This is a genomic window from Vibrio sp. R10-SG3-ISO3 (assembly GCF_059834225.1).
Window position 1 is genome coordinate 139,497 of the sequence record NZ_JCBDHE010000045.1, and the last position, 23,485, is coordinate 162,981.

The window sequence follows — 23,485 nt, forward strand, 5'->3', positions numbered from 1 at the left end:
CCAAATTAACCTTTAATACCGCTACTGGTGACGCCTTCAACAAAGTACTTTTGAGACATGAAGAACACCACGATGGATGGGATGATGGCGATAGAAGCCATTGCTAGAATTTCGTTCCACTTCGCCCCTTCAGTGACGTCAATTGACATCTTCAGAGCCAGTGCAATCGGGTATTTTTCGACACTTGAGACATAAATCAGTGGACCCAAGAAATCGTTAACCGACCACATGAACTGGAACAGCGCTACCGAGATAATCGCAGGACGAATCACCGGTACGACAACATGCCAAAGTACCTGAAGTGAATTACAGCCATCGATCATCGCTGCCTCTTCCATATCTGTTGGTACGCCGCGTAGGAACTGAACCAACATGAAAACGAAGAAGCCTTGCGTTGCAAATGCCAAAGGCAAGTACAGCGGTAAGTAGCTATCGAGCAGCCCCATCTCACGGAACATTACATATTGAGGAATAAGCAGAACCGATTGAGGGAGTAACACGGTCGCAATCAATGTCGCAAACCAGAACTTCTTCCACGGGATGTCAAATCGAGCGAAGCCGTAGGCCACGATAGTCGAAGAGACAACCGTAAAGAATACTTTTGGTAGCACATAATAGAACGTGTTTAAGATGTAGTGACCGAAGGTAAATTCAGTCCCTGTTTTCCAGCCATTGATAAACCCTTCCAGACTCCATTCAGAGGGGATAAGGCTCATCGACGAGAAAATTTCATGGTTGGGCTTCATGGCTGCCGTGAACATCCACAGCAGTGGGTAGAGCATCAAAAAGCCCACACCAATCAACACAACATAGCGAATAAAGGCATTGATTTTTTCGCGGCGAATCGTACGCGCATTCTCTGCACCATTGTCAACCGCCTGATTTTCAACCGTAATAACTGACATGATTATTTCCCTCCCTTATCGCCAGAGTAGAAGACCCAGTACTTCGATGAACGGAACGTAATGCCCGTAAAGATGGCCACAACAACAAACAATGACCAAGCCAAAGCACTGCCGTAACCCATGTCAAAGAACTTGAACGCGGTTTCGTAGATGTAGAGAGAGATTAAATAAGTGGACTTCATTGGTCCGCCACCGGTAATCACGTACGGAGCGGTAAACTCTTGGAACGCCTGAGTGGTTTGCATAATGAAGTTAAAGAAGATAACCGGCGTGATCAGTGGCACCGTCACTTTCAAGAACATTTGCCATTTGCTCGCACCATCAATCAACGCCGCCTCGTATTGAGACTGAGGCACGTTTTGTAGCGCCGCGAGGAAAATAACCATCGCAGAACCAAACTGCCAAGCACGTAGCAAAGTGATGGAGAAGAGTGCAAATGCCGGTTCACCTAACCAGCTGATAGGCTCCACACCAAAGAAGCCAAGCGCACCATTGAGCACACCGTCTATAGCGAACAACGCGCGCCACAGTACGGCAATAGCGATACTTGAACCTAGAATGGAAGGGATGTAGTACGCGGTTCTGAAAAAGCCAATTCCTTTGAGTTTAAAATTCAGGATAAAAGCTATGAACAACGCGAACGCCAGTTTGACTGGGATGGTCAAGAAAACGTACAAGAATGTAACGCTCATTGACTTCCAGAACACATCATCTTCAGTGAGCATGTACCGATAGTTCTCAATCCCAACGAATTCAGGCGAATTCATGAGATCGTAATCGGTGAAGCTCATCAAAAATGATGACACAAATGGAAAGGCGGTAAACACTATCAACCCGATGATATAGGGAGACAGGTACGCCAATCCAAGCTTACGATTTTCATACATTTTCTCGTCCTCTTTAGAGTTATATGCCAGCCGGTTAGACACTTCCCTTAGCAATACGCCTGCTGGCTTCACTATTCATTTAACGCAACTCTGTGAGGGATTTCACGTCGAAAAAATGTAATTGTGATCTTAAATAACATTTTTAATGATATGAACACAAAAAATGTGAAACGCAGTTCTACTTTCATTTTTTTAAAACAAGCGAACTGTAAATTTTTACAAAAAACGGTACCTAAGCGCCAATCTCACACATCAGAATAACTGTCCAAAAAGACGCTAACCACAGCGAAAAAGTAGAGACAAAAGCCACAAAAAATAGAAAAGATGGATTATTAATCCAAAAAAATCATCAGAAACTGATTTGGTAAGGATAAAATTGATTCAAATCAAATAAATAAAATAACACAAGGAAAAGGATACATCGGGATGATGAATGATTTTATTTTTAGAGCATAAAAATAAATAACAAAAGCAAAACATCGAATAATTTACAAAATTTAAACGTTATTCCCATCAAAATAAAACATCATTTCATAGATCACGATTTGAGTATTTTAATGTTCATTTTATTAAGAAAGATCACTACATTAGCCGCCATCAAAACTACAGCTACAAAGGCGTTTCTAGATGAAGAAGATCCTAACCACCGCCATCCTACTTGGCCTAACCGCAACAGCAGTGAATGCAACGACACTGAACCTACGTCATGAGTACATTGCTTCTGAAGGCGATATGGACGCGAGACATCGTGACCGACTCGCCATTTCGCATGGATTCGACAACGGTATTGGCTTGAGCGCAGAAGTAAAATGGGGTTACGGCGATGACAGCTTCGACCTGTCTAAACTGAAAGACGTGGGCCATGAGACCAAAGTCAGCTACAACTACAAAGTCACCGATAGCTTTACGTTACAGCCTGCCTACGCCATTGACGCAAGCTCTTCTGCCGCAACACATAAATTCGATCTACGCGGTACACAAAAGATTACCAGTGATTGGAACGTGGCACTTCGCTACCGTTACGGTTACAAAAACGAATCAAAAAGCAGTGATTCAAGCCACTACAACCAGTTGAACCTCACGTCTGGCTACAAAATGGGCGACTTTGGCTTTGGTATCGATATCGAAGGTAAATTCGAACAATCGGACAGCAAAGGCTACAAAGGCGACAACAACTATCTCAACCTAGTCAACTTCTCAGGTGAGTACTCAGGTTTTGAACACGGCTGGCGCCCATTTGGTGAGCTCGGTATGGTCGCACAAAACACCGATGACGCAAGAGACGGTAAAGACTCTTACGAGCCTCGTTTCCGTGTTGGTGTGAAATACTCGTTCTAACCGCTCACAAATAAAGCAAACAGTTTTTATAGGGGTTTACAAGCCCAACCAACCCCTATACTATGCGCCCCACACGGAGAGATGGCTGAGTGGTTGAAAGCACCGGTCTTGAAAACCGGCATACGTTAATAGCGTATCTAGGGTTCAAATCCCTATCTCTCCGCCACATTCAAGCCCTTGATTTATCAAGGGCTTTCTCGTTTTCAAGCAATCAAATGTCACCTAATACACACAGGTGATACATATGTATTTGATAAAGCTAAGCAATAACGTGTTTTATACGCGTATTTCCACTCCAACTCCCCTGCAAGCTTCTTTGGGTTATCCAAGAGAAATTCGTCTCTCTCTTTTCACTAAATATCGTCGATTAGATACCAAACGAAATGCTCAGCTCGCTAGCGCGATTTACAAGCAAGATAGGAAAAGTTGTGCGACTACGTGATGTCGTCGCTACCTTCTCCTTCACCGACATTCCCGCATTGACCATCAGTATCGGTGTCGCCAGATACCATGATGGCGATGATATCAATACCCTTCTCTCTCGCGCTGACCATGCGCTCTATCAAGCCAAAGACCAAGGACGCAACCGCGTCTTACTCGCCTCTGACTGATGGCTTCGCGCCACGATCCCCCTAGAGTCGATAAACAGCGATGAAAATGTGGACTTAATCCACTTGATCGCAAATACGTTACAACATAACATTTGCGACCAGTTCTCATTAACCAACTTGGAAAACTCCCATGACACAACCCGTGGTCGTCGCCAACGCTCTGTGCGTCGAGTTCGCACACAACCCGGTTCTCAATGATGTTCACTTTAGCGTCCAACAAGGAGAAGTCTTTGCTTTGCTCGGTGGCAATGGCGCCGGCAAATCAACAACGCTCAAAACCTTTTTAGGCACCGTCACGCCATCATCAGGCCATGCCGAGGTACTCGGTCTCTCAACCACCACTCATATTGATGAGATTCGTAGTAAAGTCGCTTACTTGCCTGAATCCGTCATGCTGTATGGGCATTTAAGCGGCCTTGAAAACATCGACTACTTTTTGTCTCTCTCGGGCGTCACTCGCTCACGTCCTGAGGTGGAACAAGCTCTTGCACAAGTGGCGCTCCAGCCCAATGCCTGGCATCAACGTCTCTCCAGCTATTCCAAAGGAATGCGACAAAAAACCGCGATCGCCCTCGCGCTGCTGCGTGAAGCGCCCGTGCTGTTTCTTGATGAGCCAACATCAGGCCTAGATCCAAGAGCCATTGACGAGTTCAACCAGTTGATCAGTGCGCTTGCTAAACAAGGCACGACGGTGTTTATGGTCACCCACGATGTCTACGGCGCATGCCAAGTGGCCGACCGAATCGGCCTATTAGACAAAGGACGCATTGTCGGTCTATTTGAGCGATCAGAACAAGGCAGCATCGACACCGAGCAAGTCCACGCCGCGTTCGCACAAAGGGGCTAAGCATGAAAACTCTCTCCCTTATTCTGTTCGATGAGTGGCGTTTTTGGCGTCGCAGCAAAGTTGCCGCTACGGTGCTGGTGATCGGCGTATTACTCACTCTGGCATCTGTGGTGGTCAATCATATTGAGACACAACACGCCGATGCTGAGCGTCGCCAACTTCAGCAGTACTCTGAATCCCAATTTATGGCCCAACCTGACCGTCATCCACATCGAATGGTCCATTACGGTCACTACGTGTTTCGTAATCCCACGCCATTGAGTGCACTGGATCCTGGCGTTGATGCGTACACGGGCCATGCGATTTTTCTTGAGGGCCACCGCCAAAACACCGCGATGTTCGCTGAGCAAAACCAGTCTAGCGGCATGACACGCTTTAGTTCTCTGTCTCCTGCCTTTTTGGTCCAGGTGCTGTTGCCACTGCTGATTGTTTTGGTCGGTTGCAGCTGCGTCACGCGGGAAAAAGAGGCCGGTACCTTGACCGTACTCATCACGCAAGGGGTGAACGCCCGTCAACTGCTGAGTGGTAAGTTCCTGGCACTGGTCTTGGCCGGAGTCGTCATGTTATTACCCTTGATTGTTGCGAGTCTGCTCGCCATTGGCGAGGGTGAAAGTATCTTGACCAGCAGCGCCTTTATCGCCGGTTACCTTGGCTACATCGTCATTTGGAGCGCGCTGGTGCTGTGGGTCTCGAGCATGAGTCAACGCAGTCACGCCAGCTTCGCCATATTGATTATCCTATGGGTAGTATTTGCTGTGTTGATGCCACGCATTGCCAGTTCAAGTGCCGCCACACTGGCGCCGGCGATGGGCAAATTGGAGACAGATTTTGGCGTGATTGAGGAGCTGCGTCAGCTTGGCGACGGACACAACGCCGCTGACCCTGCCTTTGAAAAACTCAAACGCGATCTCCTTGAGCAATACCAAGTGGACGACATCGCCGAGTTGCCAGTCAACTTTCGCGGCGCCGTCGCCGCGTATTCAGAAGAGAAACTGACTAAGGTGCTCAATCGCTACGCCGAAGACAACATGGACAAAGAGCAAAACCAAGCGAACATTGCGCGCCAATTTGGGTGGTTATCGCCAACGGTCTCCATGGCTAATCTCTCGATGATGCTGGCCGGTACCAACTTGGAAACGCACCATCGCTTTTTACGCCAAGCCGAAGATCTGCGTTTTGAGTTCGTTCAAGCCTTAAACCACGTCCACCTGCACGATCTTGACTACCAAACTGACGTGAACCGCTATAAAAACGACGCGACAGCCAAAGCCGCGCGCGTCGACGCTCACCACTGGCAAGTGCTCTCCTCTTTTACTTTTACGCCACAAGCGCCCAACGCCCGCCTCGCCCAAAGTCTGCGATATGCGTTGCAAATGGGACTTTGGTTACTGATTCTGGCGGGCCTTATCCGTTTCGCGACTAGGAGATTGATGTCATGATGTCTTTAACGGATCTCATCCGTGAAACCCGTTTTCTCGCTAAACAAGGTTACGTTGTCGGCTTTTTGCTGGTTGTGTTTGCCCTGACGAGCTTTGCCATCGTTAGTGGCGTAAATGAAATTCGTGAGCAGCAAGAGACCTTGGTTCGCTTGCAGGCAAAGGATGCCACAGAGCGCGAACACATTCTCGCCGAGCAGCACGACTACGGCAGCGCCGCTTACTACAGCTTCCACCTCACCTACTCTGAGCCTCAGCCGCTTGCCTTTGCTGCCATGGGCCAGCGTGATGTGACTTCTTGGAAGCACCGCATCCGCATGCTAGCGCTCGAAGGGCAGATCTACGAAACCGACGCACAAAACCCGGAACTCTCCTTGGCAGGCTTTTTCGATTTTGCGTTTATTGTCAGCATACTACTGCCTCTGTTTGTGATTCTGTTGCTCCATGATTTACGGGCGGGAGAGCGCGAAGCGGGTCGCTACGATCTGCTGTTAGTGAGCGCTAAACGTCAAGGCTCGCTATGGGCGGCGCGTGCATTGATTCTCTGCACGGGCCTCGCGCTGGCACTGTTGCTCCCCTTTGGTCTTGGTGCATGGACGATGGCAGTGCCCATCACCCAAGTCCTCGCGGTGATGGCCATCGTGCTTGTCCACCTCGCGTTTTGGGCATGGTTAACCTTACTCATCGGAAAAACACTCACCCAGAAAGGTCAGCGCTCGGCGCGCATTGCCTCAGCTTTGCTTGGTATTTGGTTAGCCTCGACGGTGGTGGTGCCCGTGGTCAGTGATAGCGTGATTAACCACACCATCACAGGTCCAAGTGGCGGCGACATCGTACTGCTGCAACGCGAAGAGGTAAACGGTGCGTGGGACAAACCCTTTTCTGATACTTGGGCGTCATTCTTAACTACCCACCCAGAATGGGCGCAAGCAACCGATATGCAATCACTGTTTGAATGGAAATGGTACTACGCGTTTCAGCAAGTGGGCGATCAAAAAGCCGCGCCACTGTCACAAGTGTATCGCCAAACGCTACGCGAACGTGATGCCGCCGCTGGCTATGCAGCGTGGCTTTCGCCTTCAACGCTCACTCAACGTTGGATGACATCGCTGGCAAATACCGATGTCAAAGCGAGCATGCGCTACGAGCAACGTGTGCGAGATTTCCACCAATCGCTGAGACACTTCTACTACCCGCTGCTGTTTGGCGACGCACCATTTAGCCATGATGAACTGAAGGCCATGCCGGTTTTCTCTGACGAGGGCTAAGGCTCACTCAATCAATGAGCGAAAAAAGGCGCAGAGCAATCACTTGCCTGCGCCTTTTTCATAAATCTGCTCAGTTAAAGCTGATTAATGTCTTCAAACGATCCTTGAATGTAAGAGCCGAGATGCATGGCGTAGTGCCCACTTTCGATCAGCGCCAACAACTTGTGTTTAAGCTCCACTGGATAGAGACGTTTCTCTGCCAACTGTTCAATCGGCACCCACTCGACGCTTTGAATAAACTGCTCGTCATTCAGCCCTTTAAGGTTCTCTAAGTTCGGTGTGCCTTGATAATGCGTGATGTGATAAAAGAACTCGGCATGGTAGCGATGGTTTTCCGTTTCCAGAAACTCTCGCACGCACACTAGCTCACCCACTTTCACGCTCAGCCCTGTCTCTTCAGCGAATTCACGTTCAACACACGCCTTAGTGCTGCGGTCAACCGATTCCATGCCGCCACCCGGCGGTATCCAGTATTCACCGGAAAAATCGTTGACTCTGAGCAACAACACGGCGCCTTGATCGACCAGTATGCCCGCGGCACGTATCCTGTGTTCCATGACTAATCCTTGTAAACATCCATTGCAGCTTGAATCAGCTGCATGTGTATCGGCACTAAATCCTCATGACGAGTGCGATAACCACCACCGACGACGCAGGCAATCGGCACACCTCGCCTCGTCGCTACTTCAAACATAGCTCTATCTCGTTGATATATCGCCTGTGTTGAGACATTAAAATACCCCAGTTCATCCTCTTGGTGAATATCCACACCGGCATCATAGAGAATAAAATCAGGCTGATGCAGATTCACAGCCATCTCAACCACGCTAGTAAAGTGACTTAAAAATGTCGCATCGTCTGTGCCCTTTGAAAGCGCTACATCGAGATTAGAATCCGGTTTGCGCGCCGGAAAGTTCTTATCGCAATGAAACGATAGGGTAATGATCTCCGCCTCATCTCGACACAAGGTCGCCGTGCCATCGCCGTGATGCACATCGCTATCAACAATAAGCACAGTATCCACATGCTCATTGGTCAAGGCTCGTTTGGCCGCGATCACCAAATCGTTGATCAGACAAAACCCGCTACCAAAATCATAGTGCGCGTGATGGTAGCCACCGCTCAAATGAATCGCCACGCCTCGCTCTAGCGCCGCATCCACCGTTGCACAGGTACCCCCTGCCGAAGTGAGGGTGCGAGTGATCAGTTGCTCACTCCAAGGAAAGCCAATACGTCGCATTTTGGCAGCAGGCAGTGCGCCGCGACACAAGAGATCAAGATATTGGCCGCAATGGGTACGCGCGGCTTCCTCCATCGTGATGGCACTGGGCGTCACCCAATCGATACGGTGTTGCCAAGGCGTTTGCTTGCGTATCGCCTCATACAGATAGCGATATTTGTTGATCGGGTAGCGATGCCCGTCAGGCAAGGGTAAATCGGAGTAGATCGGGTGGTATATCAGGGGGATCATGAGGACAACAAACACGTAACCATAACGCCCATGCTAGCAGCTCACGGGCGCAGGGAAAACGACTATCGATAGATGGACTTGGTGGATTGTCGAATCATCAAGTCTATCGGTGGTAAACGAGCCTCATGTCGTTCGCCTGACAACAAGTTCAACATCGAACGCGCAGAGACGGCGCCAATCTCTTCAATCGGCTGACGCAATGTTGTTAAAGCGGGCGTAAAGTATTGAGAGGTGGGCAAATCATCAAAACCGACGATGGAGACATCCTCTGGCACTCTAAAACCGTGGTCAGTTAGGGCTTTCATTGCGCCATAGGCCGTTTGATCATTAGCGGCAAACAACGCAGAGAAATGCACTTTAGATTCAATTAGCTCAACCGTTTTCTCATACCCTGTTTCAGAGCTGAAATCGCCCTGTTTGATCAATTTTGGATTGGGTTTGATTTGCGCTTCAGTTAACGCTTTCTTGTAACCGGCAAAGCGTGCCCCCGAATCTGGTTGACTGGAGAGCCCTTTAATGTGGGCAATATTCACATGGCCAAGTTGCAACAGGTGCAACGTTGCAATATATCCGCCCAGTACATTATCTAGATTCAAGGAGCGAACGTTCTCCCCTTGAATGTCATAACCTACCGCGACAACCGGAATGGATTTCGCCGTGGTGAGAATCGACTGCTCGCTCAAATTGCCCGTCACAATGATGATGCCATCGACGTTGCTTTTCATCAGGTACTCAAGCGCATGAACCTCAAGCTTATTTTGCCAATGTCCAGTCGCTAAAACCAAGGAGTAGCCTTGCGCCAGCAATACGTTCTCCATGTCATTGAGAATACGACTGGTGTAAGGACTGTCTGGATGCTGAATCAGCACACCAATCGTCATCGAGCGACGAGTCGTGCTTTGCTGCATATGAAAATTGGGCTTGTAGCCCAACGTGGTGATCGCCTGCTCGATCTTGTGGCTCTTGTCATCAGAAACATAGGTGGTGCGATTTAAAAAACGCGACACCGTACTAGGCGAGACGCCAGCCAACGTCGCGACATCGTACACCGTGGGGGATTTTTTCTTCTTGTTTGTCATAAGGTTGCTCGGCTCATCATGAGTCACTCACCGTAAGTGGCTGAACTATAATGGGACTGAGTCGTGTACTCAATCCCAACGATTGCGGCTTTGTGAGGTTCAGGCAAAACTCAATGGCAACCAGATATGACATCGCTCTGCCTGCGCCCACGTATGCGCGTCCCTCATTATTGGTACAGATAAGCGAAAATCATTCCCGGTCTGAAGTATCGCCCTGCGGTGTACTTTAACCCCGTGCTGAGTAACCACTTATGCAGCTCAGCGTGATCCGGCCAATTATCCTTAGCAGCAAACTCGTCAGACGCGAGAGAGCGAATAAACGCATCGGCATCATCCGTCAGATTTGGATTCACACGCCCATCGCTAAGTAGATGACCTAAGTGTTGCAAATACGATACCCACTGCTGAGCGCGAGTCTTATCGATGTCAAATCGCTGCGCCATCGACTCTGGCGTCACCACGACCGAGCAATTGAAACCCTCTGGCGCGGCGAAAGGAATCTTCGCCATTTGGTATAGCGCCTGATAGACGGTATCCATCAAGGTTTCCGCTTGCGTTTGCTTACCCGCCAAACGCAGCGCGGTGGCAACACTGAATTGCACACCAATCCAGACATCTTGCGCTTGGAATGCCTCGTGAGGACGCCCGTCCGCTAAGGTCATATTCGCCACCCCCAGCTTAGGACTGTTGGCAACAAAGTTAGTTTGGTAGATAAAATCCAAAGTTCGCTCAGTCCGCTGCGGCGCAAACAAGCGAGGTAGCCCCACCAATTGCAGGTAGCTGTCAGCCAGTAACGCATCACCAAAACTGTTATCTGAATCCTCCACCAGCTCAGCAAACTGAGGGGTAAAGGCGGTGGGTACGCGGCTCAATAACCGCTGCTTCTTCACTTTACGCTGCGCCCTTTGGCCATCGTCACTCGCCTCGTCGATCTCATCAAGATACGCGTTCAACACCGCGGCATCGTGCACTGCGTCACCACTCACCGCTAACCCCAACCCTTGTAGCTCAGCCAAACCTTCTCCTGTCAGATGCTTGGCTTGGACCGGTGTAACGAAAAAGTGGTAATAGCCTTGCTTCTCATCCCATAAGGCACGTTCAAGGGTTGCCAAAGCGCGCTCGCTACGTTCATTGTAACCCTCGCTCAGCGTCATCTCACCAACACATTGAGCTAACTCAGCTGCCGCGCGCAACCCTGCGGCCCATAAGCTACCACAGTAGATAGAGATGCCATGAGACGACAGGTTATCAAACGTATCGTCCGTGCCACGCGTCAAAGGTAGATCCTCACCGGGGCCAATCAGTTGACTGAGGTACTCGATGCTCTCTTTCACCGCCGGCCAGCACTGTTCCACCACCGCCTGATCGCCGGTTTTCTGCCAGTGGCGGTAAACCATCAAGATGTATTTAGGTGCGAGATCCTTCCACTCTTTGACGTTGTGCCAACTGTAGGCATCTGGCTGAATATCGTAAGGGCTGCCAAGATCGTGGATCACCGCGCCGCGCTCGGCACGCGTGCCTTGGTATTTTTCGTCAACCAACTCAGCGTAAGGTTTGTCTTCATACTCCCAATAGCGCCGCAGAGTAGCGTCACTGGCCATAATCGCCCGCGCAAAATGCTTCATTACCGCCCCATCGAGTTGCGGCAACAAATACAGCAGTGAGAATGAACCGTAAAAATAAACATCCAGTGAGTTAAAGAAGGGATAATCGACACACTCTTTGACCAGCAAGGTATCTTCGACGTCCCAGACGGTTGATTCCGCTAAAAACGAGAGGCTGTTCATCGCCATCGTCGCGTAACGCTGGGCACTCTCTTGGCCACTAAACTTGGCCACCGCCTGGTCATAAAAGCCTTGTTGCTGGGTGACAATACGCTGCTCTATCTCTGAAAGCTTAGGCAAGGTCTGGGTTAATATCGTTTCAGCGCGCGATGGCTCAGGGAAGTAGCGAGCGTACGCTTTGTGACTTTGCCAACCGTCGAGAAGGATTTTGCTGTGATCCATCACTTGCGCGAAACGCAGCGATTGCGTTTCACCCGGCTCAAGCTTCACCTGAACACAAACTAGAGCACTGAGTGGCTCACGGCCACTGTAGATACCGCGGTCAAAATGATCATTGGTTCGCCCTGTATGCAGTGCACGCCACACTTGTTGCTGCGCCTTGCTGGCGTAAACCTGTGACTTAAGCGACACGGTTATCTTACCCGCTTGAACTGTGCTCGCTGACGCTTGAACGCCGTAGATCACCTCGCCTTCAATATCACTGGCATACGGTGAGTTGGACGCCAAGCGCACACCACTGAACTGCGTCTCACCTTGGTCAAGCACAATCGGTTGATGCTGATGCCCAATCGGGTTTTGCACCAAGTGACAACACGAATCTTGTACGCCATCTCGCGCCTTTTGGTAGGTCGCTCCCATCAAGTTATTCAGCGGCTGAACCACTGTGACCCACTGAGCTTTATTACTGCGGTTGGTGAGCTGAAATTGGTTCCAGTGCAAAGGTAGACTGCAAAGTTCTGGGGCATCTTTCACCACAGGAGAGACCACTTGGCGAGTTAACTCAATATCACCGAGTCCATGATAGTCATAATCCGCCAACGGATACAGCGCCCGATAATGCACTCGACTGGCCTCAACAGAAGGCACCACTGCACCACGCTGCGGTGTCAATGACCACGCGTGGGTCGACCCATTGACTAACAGACCATTAAAAAAGTCGATCGCGACCAGTAACTGAGTCTCAACGCTTGTCTCGTCAGCCTGAATTGCCTGGTGCGTTGCGGCGCTAAATTCAATATTCCAGCGTAGGAAGTACTCTTTGTTGATCAAGTAGAACTGACCAGAAAAAATGGTTTCCCTAATTAAGGATAGTAGCTCATCTTTATTATTACATTGTGATATATCACGTAAAAATATCGCTGGATAGTAATTTAAATACAGTCTCGCTTCAGAAAAATCCGATATATCCAGATTCTCAACGTGATGTTCATCCATCACAGAAATATAGAAATCGTTGAAGTAGACATCATCCTCTTGGCAATCAATAAATATACCAGGAATGAAACTAAAATTCGGCGTTTTACCTTGCGGCGTTAAGGTGAAAGTGTTGCCAATACCACCCACCGCCATCCCTGTATTTTCAGGGGTGGTTGAGATAGGCGTATACCAAGGCTGGATAAATTCAACGGCGTTGCCTTTACTGCACAGAACATCCGATGGACCAAAATATGAAGTGTATGGAATTTTATTTATCATAATGTGAAAACCAACATTGAATATTTACATTCATCAATTAATATCATCTTCAAAGGAGATATTAATATGTTTAAAATCGTTAAAGGGAAATTTGGAGATTTTCACTCCACAACACTCTTAAATTCAAAACTCGGCATCTGCGTCGAAATTATTCAAGACTTTGGTGCCATTATTAACCAATATCGGGTCAATCATAGTCCTTTCTCATTTATTGTCGGCTACCAAGACAGTCAAAATGTGATTCAATCTCACCCTTTTTTCTCTCGTAGTGCCAAACTGTTTCCCTTCCCTAACCGCCTAAAAAACGGTCAATATCACTACCGAGGGCATGACTACAGATTACCGTCTAACTTTCCTTGGTCTGAACATGCCGTACATGGCCTACTTTACAATCAACCGTTTCAAGTCGTTGAAACCGATGCACAAGAGCACTTCGCCACGGCGCGTTTTCGCTATGAGACCGACCATCTTGCCGGCGGTTTTCCGTTCGCTTTCCGGCTCGACGTCTGCTATCACATTGATGATAATGGCCGCCTTCGCTGTGATACCGAGATCACCAATACCGGCAAATCCCCTTTCCCTTATGGCGATGCTTGGCATCCTTATTTTTCGCTCGGTGATTCACTGGCGCAGTGCCAACTGAGCCTAAGCCCTCATCAAGAGGTCGTACACCGCGATGATTTACCCACCGGCGAATACACGAGCAACACCGCCCTCAGTAACCCAACGACGCTCGCCGATGTCACACTCAATCATTGCTATCGATTTCATCACAGCAGTGATCAATCACTCACCCTAACCCGAGCGGATCAACAAGCCCATCTCGACTACCAGCAAGGGGCAAATTACCCTTTTATTCAGCTCTACACACCAGCGTCGGAGCCGAGTATTGCTATTGAACCTATGTCATGCCCTGCTGATGCGTTTAACAATCACATGGGTTTATTGGAACTTAACCCCGAGCAAACCGCGCAGTTTGAGTGGCAATGCCACGCGCACTATCAGCCACGGCGCTGATGCACCATCGTCGGGGAGGCTAACCTCCCCGAGCATTGGTTAGCCTAGCGTCACCTCAATGCGGTGGTCACCCGCCGCCAATACGGGCACTTTATTGCCCTCGACACGTTCACCGTTGACACGTAACTCAGCCACCCCCTTACTCACCCGGTTAGGGTTATCGACATGGATGTGGTACGTGGCGCCGCGAAATTGTCGAGTCACACGAAATTCTGGCCACGCTTTAGGAATGCAGGGGTCAATGATCAATCCATCGATGTCTGGTCTTACGCCCAAAATCCACTGTGTGCCCGCGACGTAAGTCCAAGACGAAGTGCCCGATAGCCAAGCATTACGTCCCAATCCAAACTGCGGATGCTCATCACCCAGAATGTTTTGTGGGTAACAGTAGGGCTCCGATTCGAATGTCTCAATCGCATCATTTTTCGAGGCAGGATTGATTTGACGATAGTACTGATACGCTCGATCACCATTGCCCATCTTCGCCTCAGCAATCATCACCCAAGGGTTGGCGTGCAGGAAGATGCCGCCATTTTCTTTCGCCCCAGGTGGATACGTCGAGACGCCACCTAAGTTAGGATCAAAGCCGTTATAGCCTGGTGTTGACAGCTTAATCCCGTTGGCGGTATTGAGTTTCGAGTGGACAGAATTCAGCGCCGTGGTGGCACGCTCGCTATCAGCAAACCCAGAGATCACTGGCCAGCTTTGACCATTGGTGTAGATTTGCCCTTGCGCGTTGATGTGTGAGCCAATCGGCTGGCCTTGCTCATCAAAATAACGGATAAACCATTCGCCATCCCATCCACACTCATTGACGGTGGATTTCATCTGCTCGTACTGGGCTTGGTATTGCTGCGCACGTTGCTCATCACCCCGCAAGCGACACAAATCAAGCATATCCAACAGCGCTTTACCGTACATGTTGGCGACCATCATCGACTCAGCGCCAGTGGGCAAGTTAACCGTGTCATTCCAATCTGCAAAACCCAATAGCGGCAATCCGTGTTGACCGGTGTTGCTGCGCGTGAACTCTATCGCTCGGCATAAATGCTCCCACACTGAGGCAGATTCAAGCGGTTGACCCTGTTTATCTTTTTGATAAAAAGGAATCGATTTGTCGAGAAACGCACCGTTGCCAGTCTCTTTGACGTATTGGGTGACGGCATAAATGATCCACAAGTGATCATCGCCATAGTAATCCGGTCGGTCTTCTTCTTCTCGCGAGTCACCAGCATTGGCTTCCATCGTAGAGGGAAAGAACTGGTGCATCGCGGAGCCATCTTGGTTTTGAACCGATAAAAGGCGCTCAATAAACTCACGCGCCTCTTCCGGCATATGGGTAATCACGCCCAAGGTATCTTGTGATGAGTCTCGAAAACCAATACCACGCGCACCGTAGCCAAGCTGATACAGAGACAAGTAACGTGACCAGTTCTTAGTGGTATGACACTGACGCGGGTTGTGGATGTTAAGCATCGAGTTCATCGCCGGATCGGGCGTTTCTACCTGTACGGTCGCCAAGTAAGATTGCCAATGTTCGGCTAGCTCAGTAAAGGCTTTGTCCACTTGGGCGTGATCGCGGTATTTCTCCAGCATGGGCGCGGCCTCAGCCAAACTCGACATTTGCGTCAGTTGCACGACGGTGCGCTCGCTTGCTTGAGGCTCAATCCAACCCAAACGCAAATTGAGCGCGCCGATGTTGTCGCCACGTAAACACTCGCTGTTGCCCAGTTCCTCTGCAAACAACTTCTCTGGCGCGGCCCAACTGCCATAACCGTGATTACCGAGAAACACTTGGCGGTCGCCATCGAATGAGGTCGCCACTCGGTCGGCGGTCATCAAGTTAACGGCATAATCGCGCTTCATAAAAGCGTATTGCTCTAAGACGGTATGACCGCTCGCCTGTTGATGCGCGTTGAGCGTCATCGTTTGCGGCACCCAGTCCGCGTTGACGAGCTGCTTAAGGGCATCAAAATGGGTAAATTCGAACACTGGCACAACATCTACGTGCAACACCTCATCACTGATGTTGGTGATTCGGATGTCTTCGAGCAAGACGGGCGCATCTTTGGGTACAAAGAAGGTCGCCTCACAGCGCACCCCATACCCTTCGGCGATGATGGTGGTGTATGACAGCCCGGTATGGTTCTCAAACTTATCGAGAGGTTTGAGCGTCGGCGTATAGAAGGGTGAAAACACCTGAACATCGCCTTGGTGGTTTTTCACCTTTAGGTATAAGGTCGACCCTTTAAACTCTGAGTTGGGCAACTGAGCGATGTATTTGGTGATGCGGTTGAGGGCTGGGTCACCTTTACACAATACCACGCCGCCATTGCTGTCGACCAAGCCGCCAAAATCGAGTGTGCCCACGTAGTTACACCACTTGATTGGCGTACATGGTGTGGTGGCGACGTATTCTTTGTTGTTGTCGTCAAAATATCCGAAATTCATGTCACTATCCCTGGCTCCCCCAATCCGAGGGAGCAAATCATTAAATCGTGTAATAAAGCGAATTAGATTCGCCGTGAGTAGCAGCCTTAACTTGCGAGCGAGTTTTCGCTCAGCGCGTCAAACAGATGAATCGCGTCGAGATCGAGGTATAAAGTCAAATCCTTCACATCGACTTCTGCCGCTTGGGTTTCAACCATCAACGGCTGACCACTGACCTCGGTTTTCAGCAAAATGCTGGCGCCGAGCAGCTCTTTGTCTTTGATAGTGACAGGAATCGGCAGCACGCGGTCATGGTCCACTTGCTCAGCACGCAAATGGATATCGGTTGGGCGCACACCAAAGTGCAGTGCGAGATTTTTCGACGCGTGCGCTTTAAAACGCTCTGGCAATGGGATCTCGACATCGCCAAGGGCAACAAAGAACGCCCCTTGCTTTTCAATCAACTTCGCATCCAACATGTTCATCGACGGGTTGCCGATGAACTGCGCAACAAATTTGTTGGCAGGGCGTTTAAAGACTTCGGTTGGCGTACCGACCTGCGCCACATAGCCATCTTTGAGAATGACGATGCGATCGGCGAGCGTCATCGCCTCAATCTGATCGTGGGTCACGTAAATCGTGGTGGTTTTCAGCTCACGATGCAGTTGCTTGATTTCTTCACGCATCACACCGCGCAGCTTCGCATCAAGGTTCGATAAAGGTTCATCAAACAAGAACACCTTAGGTGTACGAACCATAGCGCGCCCCATGGCCACTCGCTGGCGCTGACCGCCCGATAACTCTTTCGGTTTACGCTCAAGCAAAGGTTCGAGCTCGAGCATTTTGGCGGCTTTGCGCACTTCAACGTCGATGTCTGGCTTTTTCATCCCTTTTAGTTTGAGGGCAAACGCGATGTTCTCGTACACCGTCATGTGCGGGTAGAGCGCGTAGCTTTGAAACACCATCGCCAAATCACGATCTTTGGCATCGATTTTGTTCATCAGCTTGTCGCCGACAAAAATATCGCCTGAGGAGATGCTCTCCAACCCCGCGAGCATGCGCAGCGTGGTCGATTTACCGCAGCCAGAAGGGCCAAGGAACACCACAAACTCACCATCATTGACGGTAAAATCGAAGTGCTTTACCACGTCCACATCACCAAACGATTTTTTAATGTTACGAAATTCTACTTTAGCCATTAGTTGTTCTCCTCAGCGCGCTCTAGCAACATATTGCGATAGGCAATGGCGCTCTGTTTCAAAGTTCTTTGTTGAGTTTGGTAATCGACATGGACGATGCCGAAACGTTGGTGGTAGCCAAATGACCATTCGAAGTTATCCATCAGGCTCCACGCAAAATAACCATCGACGCGAACGCCCGCTTTGATAGCGTTGTCGACCGCTTCTAAATGCGATTGGAAGTACGCCACACGTTGCGTGTCGTCAACGCGGCCCTCGCAGACGTCATCATCACCGGCAGCGCCGTTTTCTGTGATATAGACAGGCGGTAGATTGGCGTAGCGCTCTTTAAAGCGCACCAAGAGATCCGTCAGACCTTGTGGATAAATTTCCCAGCCAATGTGGGTGTACTCCGACTCTTGCGGTTTGATGGTCTCAATCTCACCTTGCTCGTTGTAACGGGCAACGCTGCGGCTGTAGTAGTTCAGGCCAACATAATCCACCGGCGCTGAAATCACTGCCAAATCACCTTCTAGGATCATCGGCATATTGGCGGCGTGTTTTTCCATCACCACCGCTGGGTACTCCCCTTTAAGTACCGGATCCATGAACCAGTGATAACTCTCCGCTTCACAGTAATCCGCCGCGCCTTGGTCTTCTGGCGTTAGTGGGTAAGACGGCGTCGCGTTAAATACAATGCCATGCAAAGAGGCTGGTGCATTGGCGCGCAGGATTGGCATCGCCAAGCCGTGGCCAAGCATCAAGTGATGAGACGCTAAAAAGCCCTCTTTGTCCCCTTCGATACCCGGCGCATGAATTCCCCAGCGGTAGCCGAGAAAAGCGGCAACAAACGGTTCGTTAAGCGTAGTGTAAACATCAATTTTGTTGCCAAAATACTCACTGACAACTTGAGCATACTCAGCAAACTTGTAAGCGGTTTCACGATTTAACCAACCGCCCTTGTCTTCAAGGTATTGAGGCAGATCCCAATGATAGAGCGTGACATAGACCTTTAAACCACGAGCATGACACTCATCGATGATCTGCTCGTAGAACGCCAATCCTTGCTCATTGACCACGCCGTCTTGTGGCAAAATGCGCGGCCACGCCATGGATAAGCGGTAAGCATCCACACCGAGACTATGAATCATCTCAATGTCTTGTTTCCATAAATGGTAGTGATCGCAGGCTACAGCGCCGGTGTCGCCATTGTCGACTTTGCCAGGCACGGCGCAAAAGGTATCCCAAATAGAGGGCGTACGACCGCCTTCATGGATGCCACCTTCGATTTGGTAAGACGAGGTCGCCACACCAAAGACAAATTCCTTACTGCGTAATTTTGAGTCACTTGGAAGTTGATATTTATTCATTTTCTTACCTTATCTAACCTTTTACTGCACCCGACGTTAAGCCGCTGATCATCTGTTTTGACGCGAAGAGATACGTCACCACCAAAGGCAAAATGGAAATGGTGGTCCCCAGCATCACCGCGCCCCATGGCGTATTAGGAATCCCTTGCACACTGCGCAGGGCTTGAGTAATCACGTAGTTTTCTGGCGTCGTCAGTACAACTAAGGGCTGCATGAACATATTCCAGAAGAAGACGAACTGAACGATAGCCAATGTTGCCAACGCTGGTTTCATCAATGGCAAAACCACGCTCCAGTAAGTTCTAAACTCCCCCGCTCCATCCAGTTTAGCCGCTTCAAGCAACTCTTTCGGGATCGAGGCCACAACGTGCTGACGCATCAAGAAAATACCAAACGGCGTCGTAGTAAATGGCAGCCAAACCGCCATGTGGTTATCAAGCAAGCCAAGGAACTTGACGATCATAAAGTAGGGAATCAAGCTCAGCACGGGCGGGATCATCATGGACCCAACCAACATGCCGAACAGGATATTTTTGCCGCGGAACTTGAACACAGCGAAGGCATAGCCCCCCATGCTACAAAACAGCAGCGAAATCGTGGTGCCTAGGAAGGCGACATAAATCGAGTTAAACATCGCTTGCCAAAAAGGCATGATCTCTTGCAGTTTGGCGTAGTTGATCGCCAAGCTGTCACCAATGGCAAAGCTGATGCCCGAACCAAAGATCTCGGTGCGGTCGCGTGTGGATAACAGCGCCGACCAAACAAACGGAAACACCGTCACAATCGCAGAGACAATCAGAATGATGCCCAATACGACCATCAGCACCTTAGTGAAAATTTCAATTGCTCGGTCGCTGGGCTTGATGGCTGCCCAAATCGACACTGGCGAAGTCGCAGAGTGAGTCGTCATGGTTATTGCTCCCCTAAGCCTTTTTTACCGAAGAAGAAGAATTGAATCGTGGTACACGCAGCGATCAAGGCAAACAGCAACCAAGAAATCGCTGAAGCGGTGCCCATCTCTAGCCATTCCCAACCCACTTTGTAGAGGTACATGGAGATAGTGAGGCCCGATTGACCCGTACCGCCAGTACCACGTGTCAGAACGAACGGTTCTTCAAATAGCTGTAGGTTACCGATGATGGTCATGGTGACCGCGAAGAAGACAAACGGACGAATCATCGGCAGTGAAATGTTCCAAAAACGGCGCAGTGCGTTGGCGCCATCCATACGGGCAGCTTCTAGGATGTCTTTGGGTATGGTCATCAAGCCTGTGGTGTAGAGCACGATGTTGAAACCGGTGTATTTCCAAAACACCATGATGGCAATCGATGGTTTCACCATAGTCGCATCATCTAACCAACGAATCGGCTGGTACTCATTCACCCAACTGAACGCCCATCCAAACAGAGAACTGTCAGCCAACGCCATCAAGGTTTGGTTGATGATGCCGGAGTTTGGCGAGTACATGTTGAAGAAGATCAGCGATGCCGCAACGGTTGAGGTAATAAACGGCAGAAAATACGCTGACGTTAACCAATGACGAAGACGGTCACCCATTGACACCAAAATGTACGCCACAGGAATGGCGACAAGGTGCTGAGCCACACCGGATGTGATGGCTAACCACAACGTATTTTTCAATGAGCGCCAAAGCCACGGGTCGGTCAATGCAATGTAGTAGTTCTCATACCCCACATATTGCATCGCGCCGAGTCCTTCGACTGGGTTCCACCCATGGAACGAGAGATAAACAGAAAAAAGTAACGGGAAAATCCCAAATACAGAAAAAATAATCAAAAACGGCAATAGGAATCCGTACGGTGTAAGCGCTTTCAAATTTAGGCGAGAAAAAAGACTCTGACCGGTTGAAGTTTCCATGGCGCTGCTCGCTGCTTGATTCATAGTAACGACCTCTTACCTAGGGAGACGCAGAGTTGCGTCTCCCAAACTTAAAACAAACGTTGACTTACAGGTTGCGCGTACGACGCTTGATCAAACGCTCTGCTTCTTGCAGTGCGGTTTTGATGTCTTTGCCTTCATCCAGCACTTCCATCAACGCGTTTTCTAAGATGATAGAGCGCGCGACGTGGTCACCTTTTGCTGGCGCCACTGGCTTGATGTTCTTCGCCACTTCAGCAAACAACAAACGCGCTTTCTGTCCACCGAGGAAGACCACTTCTTCTTGGAACAGATCGTCATCGTAGGTCGTCACGTTCGCTGGGAACGCAGCAATAGTTTCAAAGTGCTTGAGCTGCACATCACGGTTAGTCGTCATGTATTCAATCAACTTCCACGCTTCGTCTTGCTTAGTCGATTGTGTCGGAATAGAAAGGAATGAACCGCCCCAGCTGCCGTAGATGCCATCTGGTAGGTTCGATACGCCCCACTTACCGGCGGTGTCTGGTGCGATCCAGTTATTTAGGTGACCCAATAGCCAAGCACCTGACAACTGCGTGGCGAATGTGCCATTACGGAAACCTTCGTACCACTCGTTTGACCATGCCAAGATACGGCCATCTAAGCCTTTATCACGGATCTGCTTCGCCACTTCGAACGCATGAACAAAGCGCTCAGACGTCACCACAGGCTCGCCTTTGGCATCAAAGTACAGACCTTCGCCTTCCGGCACAGTTGTAAAGATAATCGCTTGCGCAACGTCCGCTGCAGAGGCAATCAACTGGACATTTTGTGCTTTAAGTTTTTCACCCGCCGCGATGTAAGAATCCCAATCTTTGATGGCTTCGTTGACATCAATACCGGCGTTCTCAAAAATGTCCGTACGGTAGTACATCACACCTGGGCCTAGGTCGACAGGGATACCGTAGACATCACCATCACCGCCCTTGCCTTGTGTCCATGCATAAGGCGCAAAGCGATCGGCGTATTTGTCTGCCCCATATTGCTCAGATAAGTTCACCAAACCGCCAGAGGCAACAAACGGACCGATTTTTTCGACATCGACTACGATCACATCACCTGCGCCCGACCCTGTTGCCAAGTTGGTGGTCAACTTGGTGTGGTGGTCACCATGGTTGTTCATCAGGTAGTCGACCTTGATGCCAGACTCTTTTTCAAATTCAGGCAGAAGCACTTTTAAGCTGCTGTCAAAATCTGGAAATCCATCAAAACGAATTTGACTGTCTGCTGCTGTCGCTGTGGCAGCAAGCCCGAGTGCAACCGCGCTCGAAAGCGCTAAGGTCTTAAATTTCATGTCTTATCCTTAATCTTGTTATTGGTGTTTAAACGAGTGCTATAGGGTACTGTTTAGGTCCTTGACTGAATCTCGCACTACCAACGCGGGGTTGAGTTTGAAATTCACATCACGCTTGTTTTTGTTCAGTTTTTGCAAGGTGAGCTGTACGGCCTCAATGCTCATTTGCTCAATGGGGAAGTTGATTGTGGTTAACGATGGGGTGAGGTAACGAGCGAAAATGTTATCGTCAAATCCCACCAGCGACACCTCCTCCGGGATAGAGAAACCTGCGCTGCGCAGCACCTCAAACGCACCAAACGCCATGTGATCGTTCGACGCAAAAATCGCGCTGAATCGGCACCGACGCTTGAGCAGTTTTTTGGTGGCGATAACACCGGTCTCTTCGGTAAACCCTGCCTCCGAGACCAGCGCTTCGTTGTACTCCAAGCCTGCTTCCTCCAGTGCACTTCGGTAACCCTGCAAACGCCCCCGTGCGTCTGACTTATCCAAAGGCCCTGTGATACAAGCAATCTCGGTGTGCCCCTGCTGCAAAAGATATTGAGTCGCCAGTTTGCCCCCCAACTCGTTGTCAATATCGATGCAGCTCTGATACATCTCTGGAATAAAACGGTTCACTAACACAACAGGAATCCCTTGTTCTTCCAGAGCGATCAGATAGTCATCACACAGGTGTTGAACATGAAGAATTAATGCATCGACCCTACGTCCTAGCAAAAACTCCACTGACTCACGTTGCCCCTGCTCCGTGTTTGAGCCAGCTGTCACCACTGCGTGATAACCAAAGCGGCGCAGGTTTTCCTCTAGACAATGGAGAATGCCCGAGAAGAAAGGCCCACCTAGCTCCGGTACAACAATCCCAACGCTACCGGTACGACTCGACGCTAAGGCTTGAGCAATCGAATTGGGACGATAGCCCAGTTCTTTGATCGCTTTTTCCACCTTGAGCTTCTTGTCGTGACTCACGCGACTGGTACCGTTAATGACTCGAGATACCGTCGCCTGAGAAACCCCCGCATGCTCGGAAACGTGTTTAATTGTTGCCACTGAAACCTCAATACTGCTTTGACTTGAAACCGCTTACAGGCTGAGTATTCCGTAGTTGAAGGGAGGAATGAGTGAGTGTCATCACACTAATTTTTGGAAAAAAATGGCGGTTTTGGAAAAATAGAGAGCC

At 49.7% G+C, this 23,485-nt stretch carries 19 protein-coding genes and 1 tRNA gene; 7 read left to right on the forward strand and 13 right to left on the reverse strand.

Annotation, left to right across the window (positions count from 1 at the left end; genetic code table 11):
- Positions 1 to 5: 5 nt before the first annotated feature.
- Both AC6R1A_RS13395 and AC6R1A_RS13400 read right to left on the reverse strand, forming a co-directional pair.
- Positions 6 to 905 carry a carbohydrate ABC transporter permease gene (locus tag AC6R1A_RS13395; protein ID WP_334552655.1) on the reverse strand — a complete coding sequence of 300 codons (900 nt, stop codon included), beginning with the start codon at positions 903 to 905 and terminating at the stop codon, positions 6 to 8.
- Between the two features lie 2 nt (positions 906 to 907).
- Positions 908 to 1,792: a carbohydrate ABC transporter permease gene (locus tag AC6R1A_RS13400; protein ID WP_334552657.1), complete on the reverse strand. Its 885-nt coding sequence runs from the start codon at positions 1,790 to 1,792 to the stop codon at positions 908 to 910.
- 627 nt (positions 1,793 to 2,419) lie between these two features.
- On the opposite strand from AC6R1A_RS13400, the gene AC6R1A_RS13405 reads away from it, so the two are divergent.
- The 6 genes from AC6R1A_RS13405 to AC6R1A_RS13430 all read left to right on the forward strand — a co-directional run bounded on the left by AC6R1A_RS13405 (position 2,420) and on the right by AC6R1A_RS13430 (position 7,292).
- The gene (locus tag AC6R1A_RS13405; protein WP_500633680.1) at positions 2,420 to 3,130 is read left to right on the forward strand and encodes an oligogalacturonate-specific porin KdgM family protein; all 711 of its coding nucleotides are present in this window, start codon (positions 2,420 to 2,422) and stop codon (positions 3,128 to 3,130) included.
- Positions 3,131 to 3,205: 75 nt separating this feature from the next.
- Positions 3,206 to 3,296, forward strand: a tRNA-Ser gene (locus tag AC6R1A_RS13410).
- 262 nt (positions 3,297 to 3,558) lie between these two features.
- Positions 3,559 to 3,741, forward strand: a complete 183-nt coding sequence (locus AC6R1A_RS13415) for a diguanylate cyclase domain-containing protein (protein WP_500633679.1) — start codon at positions 3,559 to 3,561, stop codon at positions 3,739 to 3,741.
- Positions 3,742 to 3,871: 130 nt separating this feature from the next.
- The gene (locus tag AC6R1A_RS13420; RefSeq protein WP_334552662.1) at positions 3,872 to 4,588 is read left to right on the forward strand and encodes an ABC transporter ATP-binding protein; all 717 of its coding nucleotides are present in this window, start codon (positions 3,872 to 3,874) and stop codon (positions 4,586 to 4,588) included.
- A 2-nt stretch (positions 4,589 to 4,590) separates the two neighbouring features.
- Positions 4,591 to 6,027, forward strand: coding sequence for an ABC transporter permease (locus tag AC6R1A_RS13425; protein ID WP_500633678.1), 1,437 nt, complete (start codon positions 4,591 to 4,593; stop codon positions 6,025 to 6,027).
- Positions 6,024 to 7,292 carry a DUF3526 domain-containing protein gene (locus AC6R1A_RS13430; RefSeq protein WP_500633677.1) on the forward strand — a complete coding sequence of 423 codons (1,269 nt, stop codon included), beginning with the start codon at positions 6,024 to 6,026 and terminating at the stop codon, positions 7,290 to 7,292. The genes AC6R1A_RS13425 and AC6R1A_RS13430 overlap by 4 nt, the downstream gene beginning before the upstream one ends.
- Positions 7,293 to 7,366: 74 nt before the next feature.
- Here the strand turns inward: AC6R1A_RS13430 and AC6R1A_RS13435 are convergent, their stop codons facing one another.
- From AC6R1A_RS13435 to AC6R1A_RS13450, 4 genes are all read right to left on the reverse strand, one after another.
- Complete coding sequence (locus AC6R1A_RS13435; protein WP_500633676.1) at positions 7,367 to 7,849, reverse strand: NUDIX domain-containing protein; 483 nt, start codon at positions 7,847 to 7,849, stop codon at positions 7,367 to 7,369.
- 2 nt (positions 7,850 to 7,851) lie between these two features.
- Positions 7,852 to 8,763 carry a histone deacetylase family protein gene (locus AC6R1A_RS13440; RefSeq protein WP_500633675.1) on the reverse strand — a complete coding sequence of 304 codons (912 nt, stop codon included), beginning with the start codon at positions 8,761 to 8,763 and terminating at the stop codon, positions 7,852 to 7,854.
- Between the two features lie 62 nt (positions 8,764 to 8,825).
- Positions 8,826 to 9,842: a LacI family DNA-binding transcriptional regulator gene (locus tag AC6R1A_RS13445; protein ID WP_500629016.1), complete on the reverse strand. Its 1,017-nt coding sequence runs from the start codon at positions 9,840 to 9,842 to the stop codon at positions 8,826 to 8,828.
- A gap of 167 nt (positions 9,843 to 10,009) precedes the next feature.
- Positions 10,010 to 13,102: a GH116 family glycosyl hydrolase gene (locus AC6R1A_RS13450; RefSeq protein ID WP_500633674.1), complete on the reverse strand. Its 3,093-nt coding sequence runs from the start codon at positions 13,100 to 13,102 to the stop codon at positions 10,010 to 10,012.
- A 66-nt stretch (positions 13,103 to 13,168) separates the two neighbouring features.
- Between AC6R1A_RS13450 and AC6R1A_RS13455 the strand changes: the two genes are divergently transcribed.
- Positions 13,169 to 14,119 carry an aldose 1-epimerase gene (locus AC6R1A_RS13455; protein WP_500633673.1) on the forward strand — a complete coding sequence of 317 codons (951 nt, stop codon included), beginning with the start codon at positions 13,169 to 13,171 and terminating at the stop codon, positions 14,117 to 14,119.
- Between the two features lie 39 nt (positions 14,120 to 14,158).
- Here the strand turns inward: AC6R1A_RS13455 and AC6R1A_RS13460 are convergent, their stop codons facing one another.
- The 7 genes from AC6R1A_RS13460 to AC6R1A_RS13490 form a co-directional block, all read right to left on the reverse strand.
- Positions 14,159 to 16,570, reverse strand: coding sequence for a glycoside hydrolase family 94 protein (locus AC6R1A_RS13460; protein WP_500633672.1), 2,412 nt, complete (start codon positions 16,568 to 16,570; stop codon positions 14,159 to 14,161).
- An 86-nt stretch (positions 16,571 to 16,656) separates the two neighbouring features.
- A complete protein-coding gene (locus AC6R1A_RS13465; RefSeq protein WP_500629012.1) occupies positions 16,657 to 17,748 on the reverse strand; it encodes an ABC transporter ATP-binding protein in 1,092 nt (363 codons plus the stop codon).
- Positions 17,748 to 19,097, reverse strand: a complete 1,350-nt coding sequence (locus AC6R1A_RS13470; protein ID WP_500632259.1) for a GH1 family beta-glucosidase — start codon at positions 19,095 to 19,097, stop codon at positions 17,748 to 17,750. The genes AC6R1A_RS13465 and AC6R1A_RS13470 overlap by 1 nt, the downstream gene beginning before the upstream one ends.
- 13 nt (positions 19,098 to 19,110) lie before the next feature.
- Positions 19,111 to 20,007: a carbohydrate ABC transporter permease gene (locus AC6R1A_RS13475; protein WP_334552683.1), complete on the reverse strand. Its 897-nt coding sequence runs from the start codon at positions 20,005 to 20,007 to the stop codon at positions 19,111 to 19,113.
- 2 nt (positions 20,008 to 20,009) lie between these two features.
- Positions 20,010 to 20,975, reverse strand: coding sequence for a carbohydrate ABC transporter permease (locus AC6R1A_RS13480; protein ID WP_500633717.1), 966 nt, complete (start codon positions 20,973 to 20,975; stop codon positions 20,010 to 20,012).
- Positions 20,976 to 21,063: 88 nt separating this feature from the next.
- Positions 21,064 to 22,308 (reverse strand): extracellular solute-binding protein, encoded by a 1,245-nt coding sequence (locus AC6R1A_RS13485; protein ID WP_500633671.1) that lies wholly within the window; start codon positions 22,306 to 22,308, stop codon positions 21,064 to 21,066.
- A 39-nt stretch (positions 22,309 to 22,347) separates the two neighbouring features.
- Positions 22,348 to 23,355: a LacI family DNA-binding transcriptional regulator gene (locus AC6R1A_RS13490; protein ID WP_500632261.1), complete on the reverse strand. Its 1,008-nt coding sequence runs from the start codon at positions 23,353 to 23,355 to the stop codon at positions 22,348 to 22,350.
- Positions 23,356 to 23,485 lie beyond the last annotated feature (130 nt).